Origin of the sequence: Chromohalobacter israelensis DSM 3043 (assembly GCF_000055785.1) — a bacterium.
GTDB classification, from domain to species: Bacteria; Pseudomonadota; Gammaproteobacteria; order Pseudomonadales; family Halomonadaceae; genus Chromohalobacter; species Chromohalobacter israelensis.
Genome location: NC_007963.1, coordinates 2,096,647 through 2,109,018, shown reverse-complemented (window position 1 = coordinate 2,109,018; position 12,372 = coordinate 2,096,647). Strand labels below are relative to the sequence as shown.

Genomic DNA, 12,372 nt, shown 5'->3' with positions numbered 1-12,372 from the left:
TTTTCTCCTTACTTGGAAATCGAATGACACATTACGCGGGTTAGTCCAAAAAGGGAGACCATGCGGGTTCCCGCACGTCGCCCTGCGGCGATGGCAGACGGAAAGATGCGCTGCCATCGGCCGATACCGCCCCCAGCACGCCGCGCGTTCCTTCCTGGGTGGCGAAGATTACCATGGTGCCGTTCGGCGCAACACTGGGCGACTCGTCCCAATCGGAATCGGTGAGAATCGTCATGCGATCGGTATCCAGATCCTGACGCGCCACGTGATAGCCCGAGTCGTCACGCGTCACCATGAAGATCGCGTCTCCATCCGGGCTGAAACGACCACGTGAATTGTAGCTGCCGGTGAAGGTGAGGCGTTCGGCCCGCCCGCTGCCCAGGTCGTAGCGATAGATCTGCGGGTTGCCGCTGCGGTCGGACGTGAAGATCAGGCTGCGGCCGTTCGGGGCCCATTCGGGCTCGGTGTCGATGGCGTCGCTTTGCGTCAGGCGCCGCAGATCGCGGGACGCGATGTCCATGACATAGATTTCCGGCTGGCCGTCCTTGGACAGCGACATCGCCAGTTTGCGACCGTCTGGCGACCAGGCCGGCGCACCGTTGATGCCCTCGAACGAGGTCAGACGGACACGCTGGCCGGTGGCGAGATTCTGCACATAGATGCCGGGGCGCCCGGTTTCGAAAGACACGTACGCCAGCTTGCCGCCATCCGGTGACCAGGCCGGTGACAGGATGGGTTCGTCCGAGGACAGGATTTGCTGGCTATTGTGGCCATCGGCATCGGCGACGCTGAGGGCATAATCGATGTCATCGCCGACGCCGCTGGCGGTGACGTACGCGATGCTGGTGGAAAATGCCCCGCGAATGCCGGTGATTTCCTCGAAAATCTGATCGCTGATGTAATGCGCGCTGTCGCGCAGCTGGTCGCGACTCGAGGTCACGACCTCGCCGAGCATGCGGTTTTGGCCATTCACGTTGAGCAGTTCGTACTGGATCCGGTATTCACCGCCCTGGTTGTCGATCTTGCCGACGACCAGATAGTCGCTGTCCAGCTGCTGCCAATCCTGATAGTGAACCTCTTCACTACTGCTCGGACGGGAAATCAGCGACTCCCGCGGCAGCGGCTCGAAACGGCCGCTACGCTCGAGGTCGTTGCTGACGATGCGCGAGACGTTTTCGGGAAGATCGTCGCCATTGGCCATGGGAACGATGGCGATGGGAATCGCCTGATCGCTTCCCTTGGTGATCTCGATGGTGAGTTCGGCATGCGCCATGCCGGCACACAGCATTAACAGCAACGAAGCTGCCCACAGATTGAGTCGTTTCATCAGCGGATGTCCTCTGGGTTGAAGTCCAGATTGAATTCACGGAACTGACGTTGTACCGAGGCGTCGAGTTCACTCATTTCACGAAACGGTGCAGCTCTTTCGACGGCGTTGATCACCGAGCGGTCGAAGGCCGCATCGCCACTGCTTTGCGTGATGGTGGCTCCCACCAGTTCGCCCGTGGGCAATAGCTGAATGCGCACGATGGCCCGCAATTGTCGCGATGCACTGGGTGGCAGGTTCCAGCTTTGCTCGACGTAGCGACGCACCAGGTTCTTGAAGCCATTGGCAGCCTCTCGGGCCTGCTCGGCATTGGCGATGGATTGCTGTTCCTCGCTGATCATGCTTTCCAGAGAAGAGGCATTGGCCTGGGCGGCCCGTTCGGCAAGTTCTCTCTGCCGCGCCGCCTCGGCCTCTTCCTGCTGGCGCTTGCGCTCCGCTTCGGCCTGGCGTTCGGCCTCTTCCTGCTGGCGCTTGCGCTCCGCTTCGGCCTGGCGTTCGGCTTCTTCCTGCTGGCGCTTGCGCTCCGCTTCGGCCTGGCGTTCGGCTTCTTCCTGCTGACGCTTGCGCTCCGCTTCGGCCTGGCGTTCGGCTTCTTCCTGCTGACGCTTGCGCTCCGCCTCGGCCTGGCGCTCGGCCTCTTCCTGCTGGCGTTGACGCTCCGCCTCGGCCTGGCGTTCGGCTTCTTCCTGCTGGCGCTGGCGTTCCGCCTCGGCTTCCGCGCGGGCTTGCGCGGCGCGTTCGGCCTCTTCCTGCAAGCGCTGTGCCTCTGCTCGGGCTTGTTCCACCGCGGTGTCCGATACCTCCGGGACGCTGGTCTCGTCCGGTTCGCTGGGGGCTTCTTCGTTCGTGTCGGGCGCGGGCGGCTCGTCCGGCGTTTGCTCCTCGGCCTGCGAGGCGGCAGGCGCGGATTCCTCGGTTTGCTGAGGCTGATCCGTCGCCGTTTCGGCGCGCACCAAGGTGGCTTGTACCACCGATGACGACGTGGGTTCGGGCTCGCTGGCAGGCCATTTGATGATGGTCAACAACAGCGCCGCGACATGCACGCCAATCGCCAGTAGCGTGGGCCACCCATAGCCTACACGGCGTTCACGTTTCGCCATGTCGACTCCTCACTGTTCACTGGACGGGGGCTCGGAGATCAGCCCGACATTGCCCACGCCAGCGCCTTGCAATGTGCTCATCAGCGTCACGACCTGACCATAGGATACATTGCGGTCACCCCGCACCATGACCGGTGTATCGGGACGACGACTCAGCATGGCGGTAACCTGCTCACCGAGCTTGTCGAGCGCGACCGGCGTCTCTTCGTCACCCAGCGAGATGTAATATTGCCCCTCGCGATCCACCGACACGATCAACGGCTCCCGCTCGTCGGTGTCGATGGGCTCGGACGTGACCTGCGGCAGCTCGACGTTGACGCCCTGGTTGAGCATGGGGGCGGTGATCATGAAGATCACCAGCAGTACCAGCATCACGTCGATGAAAGGCACGACATTGATTTCGCCCATGGGCTTGCGCCGCTGGCGGCGATGATAGGATCCGTACATGCTTCCTCCCTCAGGATGCCGCGCGTTCGCTGCGTCCCTGCAGGTTTCGATGCAGGATGGCGTGGAATTCCTCGGCGAAGTTTTCGTATTTGCCGAGAAGCCTCGTCGCATGGGCAGAAAGCCGGTTGTAGAAAATCACGGCGGGGATCGCGGCGAACAGCCCCATGGCCGTGGCTACCAGCGCTTCCGCAATCCATGGCGCGACCGTGGAAAGCGTGGCCTGCTGGGCCATGGACAGGCTCTGGAACGAGCCCATGATGCCCCATACGGTACCGAAAAGACCGATGTAGGGGGTGGCCGAGGCCACGGTAGCCAGGAAGGTCAGATGCAGCTGCAGACGATCTTCTTCGCGGGACAGCGCGACCCGTTGACCGCGCTGCACCCCTTCGAGAACCGCCTCGGTACTCTGGGTCTTGGCCATCAGGCGGTTGAACTCGCGGAAACCGGAGCGGAAGACGTGTTCCGCGCCGAGCGATTCCTGCTCGGCGGGCAGTTCGCGATAGAGTTCATTGAGATCCACGCCGGACCAGAAGCGATCCTCGAAGTCCCGATAGGCCTTTTCGGCACGCCGCAGGGCGAAGCCGCGCTGGAAAATCACGATCCAGGAGGCGACGGAAGCCGCCAGCAGAAGAAGCATGACCAACTGAACGACCAGGCTGGCGTTCATGATCAGATGCGGGATGGACATGGAGTCGTTCACGGCAGTCCTCGTGTCGCTTTGAGAGTTCGTTTCGCTTGGTTATCCGAGCATGACGGAATGCAGGGCATCCGGCCAACGCACGGGTTTTAGCCGAGAGGCCTCGAGGCAGACGATGTCCACCCGAGCCTCGCACAATCGTTCCCCGCGACGTGTCACTGTCTGTTCGAATGTCGCGCGACAGGCAGTGGATTCGACGACATCGGCACTGACGTGCAATTCGTCGTCGAGATGGGCGGGCTTGGCATAACGGCACTCCAGGCGATGCACGACCAACTGGATACCCTGGCCCAGCAAGTCACGCTGGGTCAGGCCGTGGTGGTTGAGCCACTCGCTGCGTGCCCGCTCCATGTATTTGAGATAATTGACGTAATAGACGATGCCCCCGGCATCGGTGTCTTCGATGTACACCTTTACCGTATGCGTGAAGTCGCTCATGCGTCGCTTTCTCCGGGGGGCGTGAGGGGAACGGCCGTCGCGACGGCGTCGGTCGGCGTCAAGCCGAAATGTTCATAGGCCGAGCGAGTGACCACACGCCCGCGCGCCGTTCGCATCATGAAGCCCTGCTGGATCAAGTACGGCTCTAGGACATCCTCGATCGTGTCGCGTTCCTCGCTGATGGCCGCGGCGAGACTGTCGACCCCCACGGGGCCACCGTCGAATTTCTCGATCATCGCCATCAGCAGGCGCCGATCCATGTGATCGAGCCCGTGGCGATCGACGTGCAGCATGTTGAGCGCCTGGTCGGCGATGGCCGCGGTCAGCCGGCCATCGCCACGCACTTCGGCGAAGTCACGCACACGACGCAACAGGCGATTGGCGATACGCGGCGTGCCCCGCGCGCGCCGGGCGATTTCGGCGGCACCGTCGCGCTCGGCGTCGACGCCCAGCAAGTGAGCCGAGCGCACGACGATCTCGGTGAGTTCCTCGACGGCGTAGAACTCGAGGCGCTGGACGATACCGAAGCGGTCGCGCAGCGGCGACGTGAGCAAGCCGGCGCGTGTCGTGGCGCCGACCAGCGTGAAGGCCGGCAGGTCCAGCTTGATGGAGCGCGCCGCGGGCCCCTCCCCGATCATGATATCGAGCTGGTAGTCCTCCATCGCCGGGTAAAGCACTTCCTCGACGGAAGCGGGCAGACGATGGATCTCGTCGATGAACAGGACGTCGCCGGCCTGGAGGTTGGTCAGCATGGCGGCCAGGTCGCCCGCGCGTTCGAGCACGGGGCCGGAGGTCGACTTGATATCGACATCCATCTCGGCGGCGATGATATTGGCCAGCGTGGTCTTGCCCAGGCCGGGCGGGCCGAAGACGAGGGTGTGGTCGAGGCTGTCGCCCCGCTTGCGCGCGGCGCTGATGAAGATATCCAGCTGCTCGCGGACGCGGGGCTGGCCGATGTACTCGGCAAGACGACGCGGACGAATGGCATGATCCACGTGCACCTCGCTGCCTTGAGGTTGCGCCGCGATCAAACGGTCGGTGTCGATCATTCGCGGTCCTTAGCCAGCCAGCTTGCGGGCCAGCGCAGCTTTGATCAGGCCCTCTGTCGAGAGGCCGTCATCGAGCCCGGACAGCATGCGCGAGGCTTCGGTGGGTTTGTAGCCCAAGGCCACCAGCGCCGATTCGGCATCGGCCTGGGGATCGGGCGCGGCAGTCGTCGGCGAGGCGCCCAGCTCGAGAGCGTGCAGCCCGTTTTCCTGCTCGAGCTGCCAGTGCGGAAAGCGGTCGCGCATTTCCACCACCAGCCGCTCGGCGGTTTTCTTGCCGACACCCGGCAGGCGCGTCAGCGCCTTGATGTCATCTTCCATGACGCAGCGGATGAAGGCTTCCTGGTCCATGCCCGAGAGAATCGCCAGCGCCAGCTTGGGGCCGACACCATTGACCTTGATCAGGGCACGGAACAGTTGCCGCTCGTCGCCTCGCGCGAAGCCGTAGAGGAGATGCGCGTCCTCGCGCACCGCCAGATGCGTATGCAGCTGAACTTCCTCGCCTGGCCCCGGCAGGGCCAGCAAGGTGGTCATGGAAGTTTCCAGCTCATAGCCGACACCGCCGACATCGACCACGATCCACGGCGGTTGTTTCTCCAGCAGGGTGCCACGCAAGCGTCCGATCATGCACATCAAATCCTTCGATTGACTGGCTTGACACTATACTGATCCACCCCGCGACTGACCAGCGCCCGACGCAGCCCGCCTCAGCTCGGGCGGTAGTCACGCCAACGCTGGCGCGACCCGCTGCGACGGCGCCCTCGCGAGGGCGGCAACGAACGTCCCTGGCGCGCGTAGGCATGCGTCAAGGCGATGGCCAGCGCATCGGCCGCATCGGCCTGCGGCACGCCATCGAGCCCCAGGATCGCGGTGACCATGTGCTGTACCTGCTCCTTGGTCGCCGCACCGGTACCGGTGACGGCCTGCTTGATCTGGGTGGGGGCGTACTCGAATACCTCGAGGCCATGGTTGGCGGCGCAGACGATCGCCGTGCCGCGTGCCTGGCCCAGCTTGAGCGCGGAGTCGGCGTTCTTCGACATGAAGACCTGCTCGATGGCGATCTCGTGCGGGCGATGCAGGCCGATCAGCTCGCCGATGCCGGCATAGACTTGCGCGAGCTTCTGGGCCAGCTGGTCGCTCTTGATGCGGATGCAGCCGCTGGCCACGTAGCGAGGAGTGGGCGTGGCGACATCGACGACGCCATAGCCGGTGATGCGCGAGCCGGGGTCGATGCCCAGCAGGATGGTCGCCGAGCCCTCGCCCGTCACTCGAGTTCCGCCATGACGGCGTCCGAGAAATCGGCGTTGGAGTAGACGTTCTGCACGTCGTCGAGATCCTCGAGCATGTCGAACAGCTTGAGGACCTTGCGCGCCGTCTCGACATCGTCGATCGACGTGTAGTTGTCGGGGTAGAGGCCCACGTCGCTGGCGACGGGCTCGATATCCGCCTCGAGCAGCGCGTCCTTCACCGCGCCGAAGCGCTCCGGCGAGGTCACGACCTCCAGCGTGCCGTCGGCTTGCGTGACGATGTCCTCGGGCTCGGCGGCCAGCGTGGCCTCCATCGCCGTTTCCTCGCTGACACCCTCGGGCAAGGTCAGTCGCCCCTGCTTATGGAACATGAACGCCACCGACCCCGAGGTGCCGAGATTGCCGCCGTTCTTGCTGAAGGCATGCCGCACGTCGGACACCGTGCGATTGCGATTGTCGGTCATGCATTCGACCAGCACGGCGACCCCCTCGGGGCCGTAACCCTCGTAGACGGTCTCCTCCATCTCGTCGCCGTCGGTATTGCCGGCGCCGCGCTCGATGGCGCGCTGGATGGTGTCCTTGGTCATGTTGTTGGCCAGCGCCTTGTCGATGGCAGCACGCAGGCGGGGGTTGTCCGCCACTTCACCGCCGCCCTGGCGGGAAGCAACGGTCAGTTCACGGATCAACTTGCTGAAGATCTTGCCGCGTTTGGCATCTTGGGCGGCCTTGCGGTGCTTGATGTTCGCCCATTTACTATGGCCTGCCATGTCGACGTCACTCCTTGGAAATACAGGCGTTCGCGGTTTGCAGGACACCCGGCGCCCGAGGGGCGCCGGGACAACGAGAAGGACGCAGGACGTGCGGCCTCCGTCAGACGTCGCCGTTGTTCTGCGCCTTTTGACGCAGGCGAATGTTGAGCTCCTTGAGCTGCTCGGCACTGACCTCGCCCGGGGCGTCGGTCATCAGGCAAGCCGCGCTTTGCGTCTTGGGGAAAGCGATCACTTCGCGAATCGTTCTGGCACCGCTCATCAGCATGACCAGCCGGTCGAGGCCGAAGGCCAGGCCACCGTGGGGCGGCGCACCGAACTTGAGGGCATCGAGCAGGAAGCCGAATTTCTCGTCGGCCTCTTCCTCGCCGATGCCCAGCACCTCGAAGACCGCACGCTGCATCGTCTGGTCATGAATACGGATCGAGCCGCCGCCCAGCTCGGTGCCGTTGAGGACCATGTCGTAGGCCCGCGACAGCGCATTGGCGGGGTCCGCCTTGAAGGCTTCCGGCGTGCACGACGGCGCGGTGAACGGATGGTGCAAGGCGGCCAGACGACCGTTGTCGTCGGCTTCGAACATGGGGAAGTCGACGACCCACAACGGCGCCCACGCCTGGGTGTAGAGGTCGAGGTCCTCGCCCAGCTTGACGCGCAGGGCTCCCAGCGCCTCATTGACGATGCGTGCCTTGTCGGCACCGAAGAAGATGATGTCGCCATCCTCGGCGCCCACCCGGTCGAGCAACGACTCGATGATGTCTTCCATGAACTTGACGATCGGCGACTGCAGCCCCTGGATGCCCTTGGCACGCTCGTTGACCTTGATCCAGGCCAGCCCCTTGGCGCCGTAGATATTCACGAAGTCCGTGTAGGCGTCGATTTCCTTGCGCGACAGCGTGGCGCCACCGGTGACCTTGAGCGCCGCCACGCGGCCGTCATCGGCCTTGGCCGGACCGGAGAACACCTTGAAGTCGACACCCTGCATCAGGTCGTCGACGTCGACCAGTTCCAGCGGAATACGCAGGTCCGGCTTGTCGGAGCCATAGCGATTCATCGCTTCGCTGTAGGGCATCTTCGGAAATGCCGGCAGTTCGACATCGAGCACGTCCTGGAACAGGCGACGGATCATGTCTTCGGTGAGGGACATGATGTCGCTTTCCTCGACGAACGATGCCTCGAGGTCGATCTGCGTGAATTCGGGCTGACGATCGGCGCGCAGGTCCTCGTCACGGAAACACTTGGCGATCTGGTAGTAGCGATCGAACCCCGAGACCATCAGCAATTGCTTGAACAGCTGCGGCGACTGCGGCAAGGCGAAGAACTCGCCGGCGTGGGTACGGCTGGGCACCAGGTAGTCGCGCGCGCCTTCCGGCGTGGCGCGTGTCAGGATCGGCGTCTCGATGTCGAGGAACCCCTGGCCCTCGAGATAGGCACGCACGCTGTGCGTGATGCGCGAGCGCAGGCGCAGCTTGTCGATCATCTCCGGACGGCGCAGATCGATGTAGCGATGCTTGAGGCGAATTTCCTCGCCGACCTTGCCGTGCTCGTCGAGCTGGAACGGCGGTGTCGCGGCGGTGTTGAGCACCTCCACGTCCTTGGCCAGCACCTCGATCATGCCGGTCGGCATGTGGGCATTCTGCGTGCCCTCGGGGCGCAGGCGAATGCGTCCGCGAATGCGCAGCACGAACTCGTTGCGGGCGCGATCGGCATTGGCGAACGCCTCGGGCGTATCGGGGTCGACGACGACCTGGGCGATGCCATCGCGGTCGCGAAGGTCGAGGAAAATCACCCCCCCGTGATCGCGACGACGATGCACCCAGCCGCACAATGCGACTTCCTCGTCCACCAAGGTTTCGTTCAACTGACCGCAATAGTGACTGCGCATGTCTGATCCTGTTTCGTTGCTTGTCTCATGGGGCGATTCGGCGCCGCCCGTACGGCGCCGAATGCGTCAGGCCGGCGTCTTGCCGCCGGTATCGGCAGGGGCGGACGTGGCACCGCCGTCCCCTGCCAGATTGCGCTTTTGCCCCGATTTGAAATCGGTTTCGTACCAGCCGCCACCGGCCAGGCGAAAGCCGGCCGCGGATATCAAGCGTGACAACTCGGCGCGCTCGCAGCTCGGGCAATCGGTCAACGCGGCAGCACTGACTTTTTGCAGCTTTTCCAGGCGATGGCCACAGGCCTTGCACTCATACTCGTAGATGGGCATGGTTCTCACCATTCATGTCATCAAGAAAGCGCCCGCGCGCCACTCGCGCGGTGGCAGGGATATAGGGCCGGAGATCGCACTTTCCAAGCCTCTCTCGAAAGCCGCACATTATAGCGTGTAGCGGCACCCGACGGGCAAGGCGTATCCACGTTCGATATCATTGCCCCCGTTACCCTGCCCTCGGGCGCTCCTGTCTCCCGAAAAGAAAAAGGACGTTGCATGAAAGCCGTGATTCTCGATGCCGCCACCCTGGGCGACGACATAGACCTCACGCCTCTGCACGAGGCGGTGGACACGCTCGAGGTCCATGCACACACCGCGCGCGAGGAACGCCAGGCGCGCCTTGCCGGCGCCACCGTGGCGCTCACCAACAAGGTCGTCATCGATGCCGAATTGATCGACGCCCTGCCCGATCTCGAACTGATCTGTGTGCTGGCCACGGGCACCAACAATATCGACATGCAAGCCGCCAAGGCCCGTGGCATCGAGGTGCGCAATGTCACGGCCTACGGCACGGCCAGCGTGGCCCAGCATACGTTGATGCTCATGCTGGCGCTGGCCAACCGTCTCCCCCTTTACATGCGCGACGTCGCCGCCGGGCGCTGGAACGACAGCCCCATGTTCTGCCTGCTCGACCACCGCACCCTGCAACTGGCCGGCAAGCACCTCGTCATCGTCGGACACGGCGAACTCGGACGTGCCGTGGCCCATCTGGCCGAGGCGTTCGGCATGCGCGTCACCTTCGCCGCGCGCCCCGGCAATGAAGCGCACGACTCACGCCCCGCCCTGGCGTCCCTGGCGGGAGAACTCGATGTGCTCAGCCTGCATTGCCCGCTGAACGACGAGACGCGTCACCTCGTGGATGCCGACATGCTGGCACGGTTCAAGCCAGGTGCCTTGCTGCTCAATTGCGCACGGGGCGGTATCATAGATGAAAGCGCCGCGCTGGACGCGCTACGCAACGGTACCTTGGGAGGCCTGGGCGTCGACAGTCTGCCCGACGAGCCGCCGCGCGAGGGGCATGCACTCATCGACGCGCTGCAGGAAGGCCATAACCTCATCGTGACGCCGCACAGTGCGTGGATCTCGCCGGAAGCGCGTGCCAACGTCGTGCGTCTGACCGTCGACAACCTGCGCCACTGGCTCGCCTCGCGCGCTTGATCCAGGAGGCTAAAGGCCAGGAGCTTGCATGCTTTACAATTACGGTTCCATCAACATCGACCATGTCTACCGCGTCAGCCATCTGGTGAGACCCGGTGAAACGCTGTCGAGTCAGAGCTATACCCAGGTGCTGGGCGGGAAAGGCGCCAATCAATCGCTGGCCATGGCACGTGCGGGCGGCGAGGTCACGCACTGGGGACGTCTCTCGCAAAGCGATCGCTGGGCGCTTGAGACCCTTGCCCGCGCCGGCGTCAACACCTCGCTCATCGAACTCACCGCCGATGCCAGCGGGCACGCCATCATCCAGGTCGACGATCACGCCGAAAACGCCATCATTCTCAACCCGGGCGCCAATCACGGCTTCAGCGAGCGTCATATCGAGGCCTTGATGACCTCGGTGCAGCCAGGCGACTGGCTGCTGCTGCAGAACGAATGCAACGCCCTGGGCACCGTCATGACGCTGGCCGCGCGCCACGGCATGCGCATCGCGTTCAATCCCGCGCCGCTCGGTGCCAACGTGCATTCGCTGCCGCTGGAACTGTGCCAGGTGCTGTTTCTCAATCGAGGCGAGGCGGCGGCCTTGGCGGGGCTCGAAGACAATGCCGAGGTCGACGCACTCCTGGACGTGCTGTCACGACGGTTGCCCGACGTCGAGCTGGTGCTGACCCTGGGGCGCGATGGCGTCTGCTATCAGTGGGGCGAGCAGCGTCTGGCCTTGCCCGCCCTGCCGGTCGAAGCGGTCGACACGACCGCCGCCGGCGACACCTTCATCGGTTATTTCATGGCCGCCCGCCAGCGCGAAGCGTCCATCGATACGTGTCTGCGCGAAGCCAGCGCCGCCGCTGCATTGTGCGTACAGCGAGCCGGTGCCGCGCCCAGCATTCCGCTGGCCAGCGACGTCGCGGCGTCCTTCCATGAATAACCGTCGAGGCAGCGTATGACGCCTCTGAAATCCGTTTCTGGAGTCTCCTGTACAGCAAAAGGATTCGCATGACCGTTCCACTGATTTTCGATACCGACCCCGGCGTCGATGATGCCCAGGCCATCGCCATTGCGCTGGCACATCCCGAGATCGAGCTGCTGGGCATGACCACGACCTATGGCAATGTCGACATCGACACCGCCACCCACAACGCCCTGCTGCTGGCCGAGCTCGCCGGCCAGCGAGTCCCCGTCGCACAAGGCGCCGCAGGGCCGCTGGTCAAGCCCAAGCACCCGGCACCGACGCATATACACGGCGACAACGGACTCGGCAACCATGCGCTGCCCGACGCACAGGGACATGCCGAGACGATCTGCGCCGCCCAGTTCATCGTCGAGCAGGTGAACGCCCGTCCGGGCGAGATCACGCTGGTCGCCGTCGGCCCTCTGGGCAATCTGGCGGCGGCATTGCAACTCGATCCGGGCATCGTCGATCGGGTCAAGCAGGTCGTGGTCATGGGGGGCTCGATTCGCGAGGGTGGCAATGTCACGCCCGTCGCCGAAGCCAATATTTTCAACGATCCACACGCGGCGGCACGGGTGCTGACGGCGGGCTGGCCGCTGACCCTCGTGGGACTGGACGCCACGCATCGCTGCGTCCTGGGGCCCGCGCACATGGACAGGATCGCTGCCGCGCAAGGCAGGCTCGGGGAGGTGCTGGCGGGCAGTTATGCGTTCTATCGCGCGTTTTACCGCAATGCACTCGATATCGACGGGTGCTGTCCGCATGACAGCTGCGCCCTGGCCTGGCTGATGCGGCCGGAACTCTTCACCAGCGTGCGCGGCCACTTGAGCGTCGTGACCGAGGGGGATGCCGAGGGCCAGACGCTGTTCGCCCCGCAGGAGCGTGCCTTCATCGACCCGCGCTGGTCGCGCACGCCCCTCGTCGAGGTGTGCATGAACGCCGACGGCGACGCTGTCGTCGCGTGGATCGTCGACACCCTGACGGCCTGAC

General features: G+C 64.2%; 14 protein-coding genes. 3 read left to right on the top strand and 11 right to left on the bottom strand.

The features are described from left to right. Window positions 1–40: 40 nt before the first annotated feature. The 11 genes from tolB to CSAL_RS09360 form a co-directional block, all read right to left on the bottom strand. On the bottom strand, window positions 41–1,327 hold the full coding sequence (tolB, locus tag CSAL_RS09410; protein ID WP_011507151.1) for a Tol-Pal system beta propeller repeat protein TolB: 1,287 nt from the start codon (window positions 1,325–1,327) through the stop codon (window positions 41–43). Then, window positions 1,327–2,427: a cell envelope integrity protein TolA gene (gene tolA, locus CSAL_RS09405; RefSeq protein ID WP_011507150.1), complete on the bottom strand. Its 1,101-nt coding sequence runs from the start codon at window positions 2,425–2,427 to the stop codon at window positions 1,327–1,329. The genes tolB and tolA overlap by 1 nt, the downstream gene beginning before the upstream one ends. A 9-nt stretch (window positions 2,428–2,436) precedes the next feature. After that, window positions 2,437–2,874, bottom strand: a complete 438-nt coding sequence (tolR, locus tag CSAL_RS09400; protein WP_011507149.1) for a protein TolR — start codon at window positions 2,872–2,874, stop codon at window positions 2,437–2,439. 10 nt (window positions 2,875–2,884) lie between these two features. Beyond that, complete coding sequence (tolQ, locus tag CSAL_RS09395; RefSeq protein ID WP_011507148.1) at window positions 2,885–3,562, bottom strand: protein TolQ; 678 nt, start codon at window positions 3,560–3,562, stop codon at window positions 2,885–2,887. Window positions 3,563–3,613: 51 nt separating this feature from the next. Beyond that, window positions 3,614–4,009, bottom strand: a complete 396-nt coding sequence (ybgC, locus tag CSAL_RS09390; RefSeq protein WP_011507147.1) for a tol-pal system-associated acyl-CoA thioesterase — start codon at window positions 4,007–4,009, stop codon at window positions 3,614–3,616. Next, window positions 4,006–5,058 (bottom strand): Holliday junction branch migration DNA helicase RuvB, encoded by a 1,053-nt coding sequence (gene ruvB / locus CSAL_RS09385; protein WP_011507146.1) that lies wholly within the window; start codon window positions 5,056–5,058, stop codon window positions 4,006–4,008. Before ruvB ends, ybgC begins: the two co-directional genes overlap by 4 nt. A 9-nt stretch (window positions 5,059–5,067) precedes the next feature. Continuing rightward, window positions 5,068–5,682, bottom strand: coding sequence for a Holliday junction branch migration protein RuvA (ruvA, locus tag CSAL_RS09380; protein WP_035409600.1), 615 nt, complete (start codon window positions 5,680–5,682; stop codon window positions 5,068–5,070). A gap of 80 nt (window positions 5,683–5,762) precedes the next feature. Beyond that, on the bottom strand, window positions 5,763–6,323 hold the full coding sequence (gene ruvC, locus CSAL_RS09375) for a crossover junction endodeoxyribonuclease RuvC (protein WP_011507144.1): 561 nt from the start codon (window positions 6,321–6,323) through the stop codon (window positions 5,763–5,765). Continuing rightward, entirely contained in the window at window positions 6,320–7,069 is a 750-nt protein-coding gene (locus CSAL_RS09370; protein ID WP_011507143.1) for a YebC/PmpR family DNA-binding transcriptional regulator, read from the bottom strand. Before CSAL_RS09370 ends, ruvC begins: the two co-directional genes overlap by 4 nt. A 103-nt stretch (window positions 7,070–7,172) precedes the next feature. Beyond that, window positions 7,173–8,951, bottom strand: a complete 1,779-nt coding sequence (gene aspS / locus CSAL_RS09365; protein ID WP_011507142.1) for an aspartate--tRNA ligase — start codon at window positions 8,949–8,951, stop codon at window positions 7,173–7,175. Window positions 8,952–9,017: 66 nt separating this feature from the next. After that, the gene (locus CSAL_RS09360; RefSeq protein WP_011507141.1) at window positions 9,018–9,275 is read right to left on the bottom strand and encodes an FmdB family zinc ribbon protein; all 258 of its coding nucleotides are present in this window, start codon (window positions 9,273–9,275) and stop codon (window positions 9,018–9,020) included. 219 nt (window positions 9,276–9,494) lie between these two features. Here CSAL_RS09360 and CSAL_RS09355 point away from each other — a divergent pair, with 219 nt between their 5' ends. The 3 genes from CSAL_RS09355 (at window position 9,495) to CSAL_RS09345 (ending at window position 12,371) form a co-directional block, all read left to right on the top strand. Continuing rightward, window positions 9,495–10,436 carry a D-2-hydroxyacid dehydrogenase gene (locus CSAL_RS09355; RefSeq protein ID WP_011507140.1) on the top strand — a complete coding sequence of 314 codons (942 nt, stop codon included), beginning with the start codon at window positions 9,495–9,497 and terminating at the stop codon, window positions 10,434–10,436. 28 nt (window positions 10,437–10,464) lie between these two features. After that, window positions 10,465–11,358, top strand: a complete 894-nt coding sequence (locus tag CSAL_RS09350) for a ribokinase (RefSeq protein ID WP_011507139.1) — start codon at window positions 10,465–10,467, stop codon at window positions 11,356–11,358. 68 nt (window positions 11,359–11,426) lie between these two features. Then, window positions 11,427–12,371, top strand: coding sequence for a nucleoside hydrolase (locus CSAL_RS09345; protein WP_011507138.1), 945 nt, complete (start codon window positions 11,427–11,429; stop codon window positions 12,369–12,371). Window position 12,372 lies beyond the last annotated feature (1 nt).

Bases quoted from the DNA above. Each gene is read 5' to 3' on its own strand.
- tolA (WP_011507150.1), bottom strand. From the start codon at position 2,427: ATGGCGAAACGTGAACGCCGTGTAGGCTATGGGTGGCCCACGCTACTG.
- CSAL_RS09370 (WP_011507143.1), bottom strand. From the start codon at position 7,069: ATGGCAGGCCATAGTAAATGGGCGAACATCAAGCACCGCAAGGCCGCC.
- tolQ (WP_011507148.1), bottom strand. From the start codon at position 3,562: ATGTCCATCCCGCATCTGATCATGAACGCCAGCCTGGTCGTTCAGTTG.
- CSAL_RS09345 (WP_011507138.1), top strand. From the start codon at position 11,427: ATGACCGTTCCACTGATTTTCGATACCGACCCCGGCGTCGATGATGCC.
- tolR (WP_011507149.1), bottom strand. From the start codon at position 2,874: ATGTACGGATCCTATCATCGCCGCCAGCGGCGCAAGCCCATGGGCGAA.
- ybgC (WP_011507147.1), bottom strand. From the start codon at position 4,009: ATGAGCGACTTCACGCATACGGTAAAGGTGTACATCGAAGACACCGAT.
- CSAL_RS09350 (WP_011507139.1), top strand. From the start codon at position 10,465: ATGCTTTACAATTACGGTTCCATCAACATCGACCATGTCTACCGCGTC.
- tolB (WP_011507151.1), bottom strand. From the start codon at position 1,327: ATGAAACGACTCAATCTGTGGGCAGCTTCGTTGCTGTTAATGCTGTGT.
- CSAL_RS09355 (WP_011507140.1), top strand. From the start codon at position 9,495: ATGAAAGCCGTGATTCTCGATGCCGCCACCCTGGGCGACGACATAGAC.
- ruvB (WP_011507146.1), bottom strand. From the start codon at position 5,058: ATGATCGACACCGACCGTTTGATCGCGGCGCAACCTCAAGGCAGCGAG.
- ruvA (WP_035409600.1), bottom strand. From the start codon at position 5,682: ATGATCGGACGCTTGCGTGGCACCCTGCTGGAGAAACAACCGCCGTGG.
- CSAL_RS09360 (WP_011507141.1), bottom strand. From the start codon at position 9,275: ATGCCCATCTACGAGTATGAGTGCAAGGCCTGTGGCCATCGCCTGGAA.
- aspS (WP_011507142.1), bottom strand. From the start codon at position 8,951: ATGCGCAGTCACTATTGCGGTCAGTTGAACGAAACCTTGGTGGACGAG.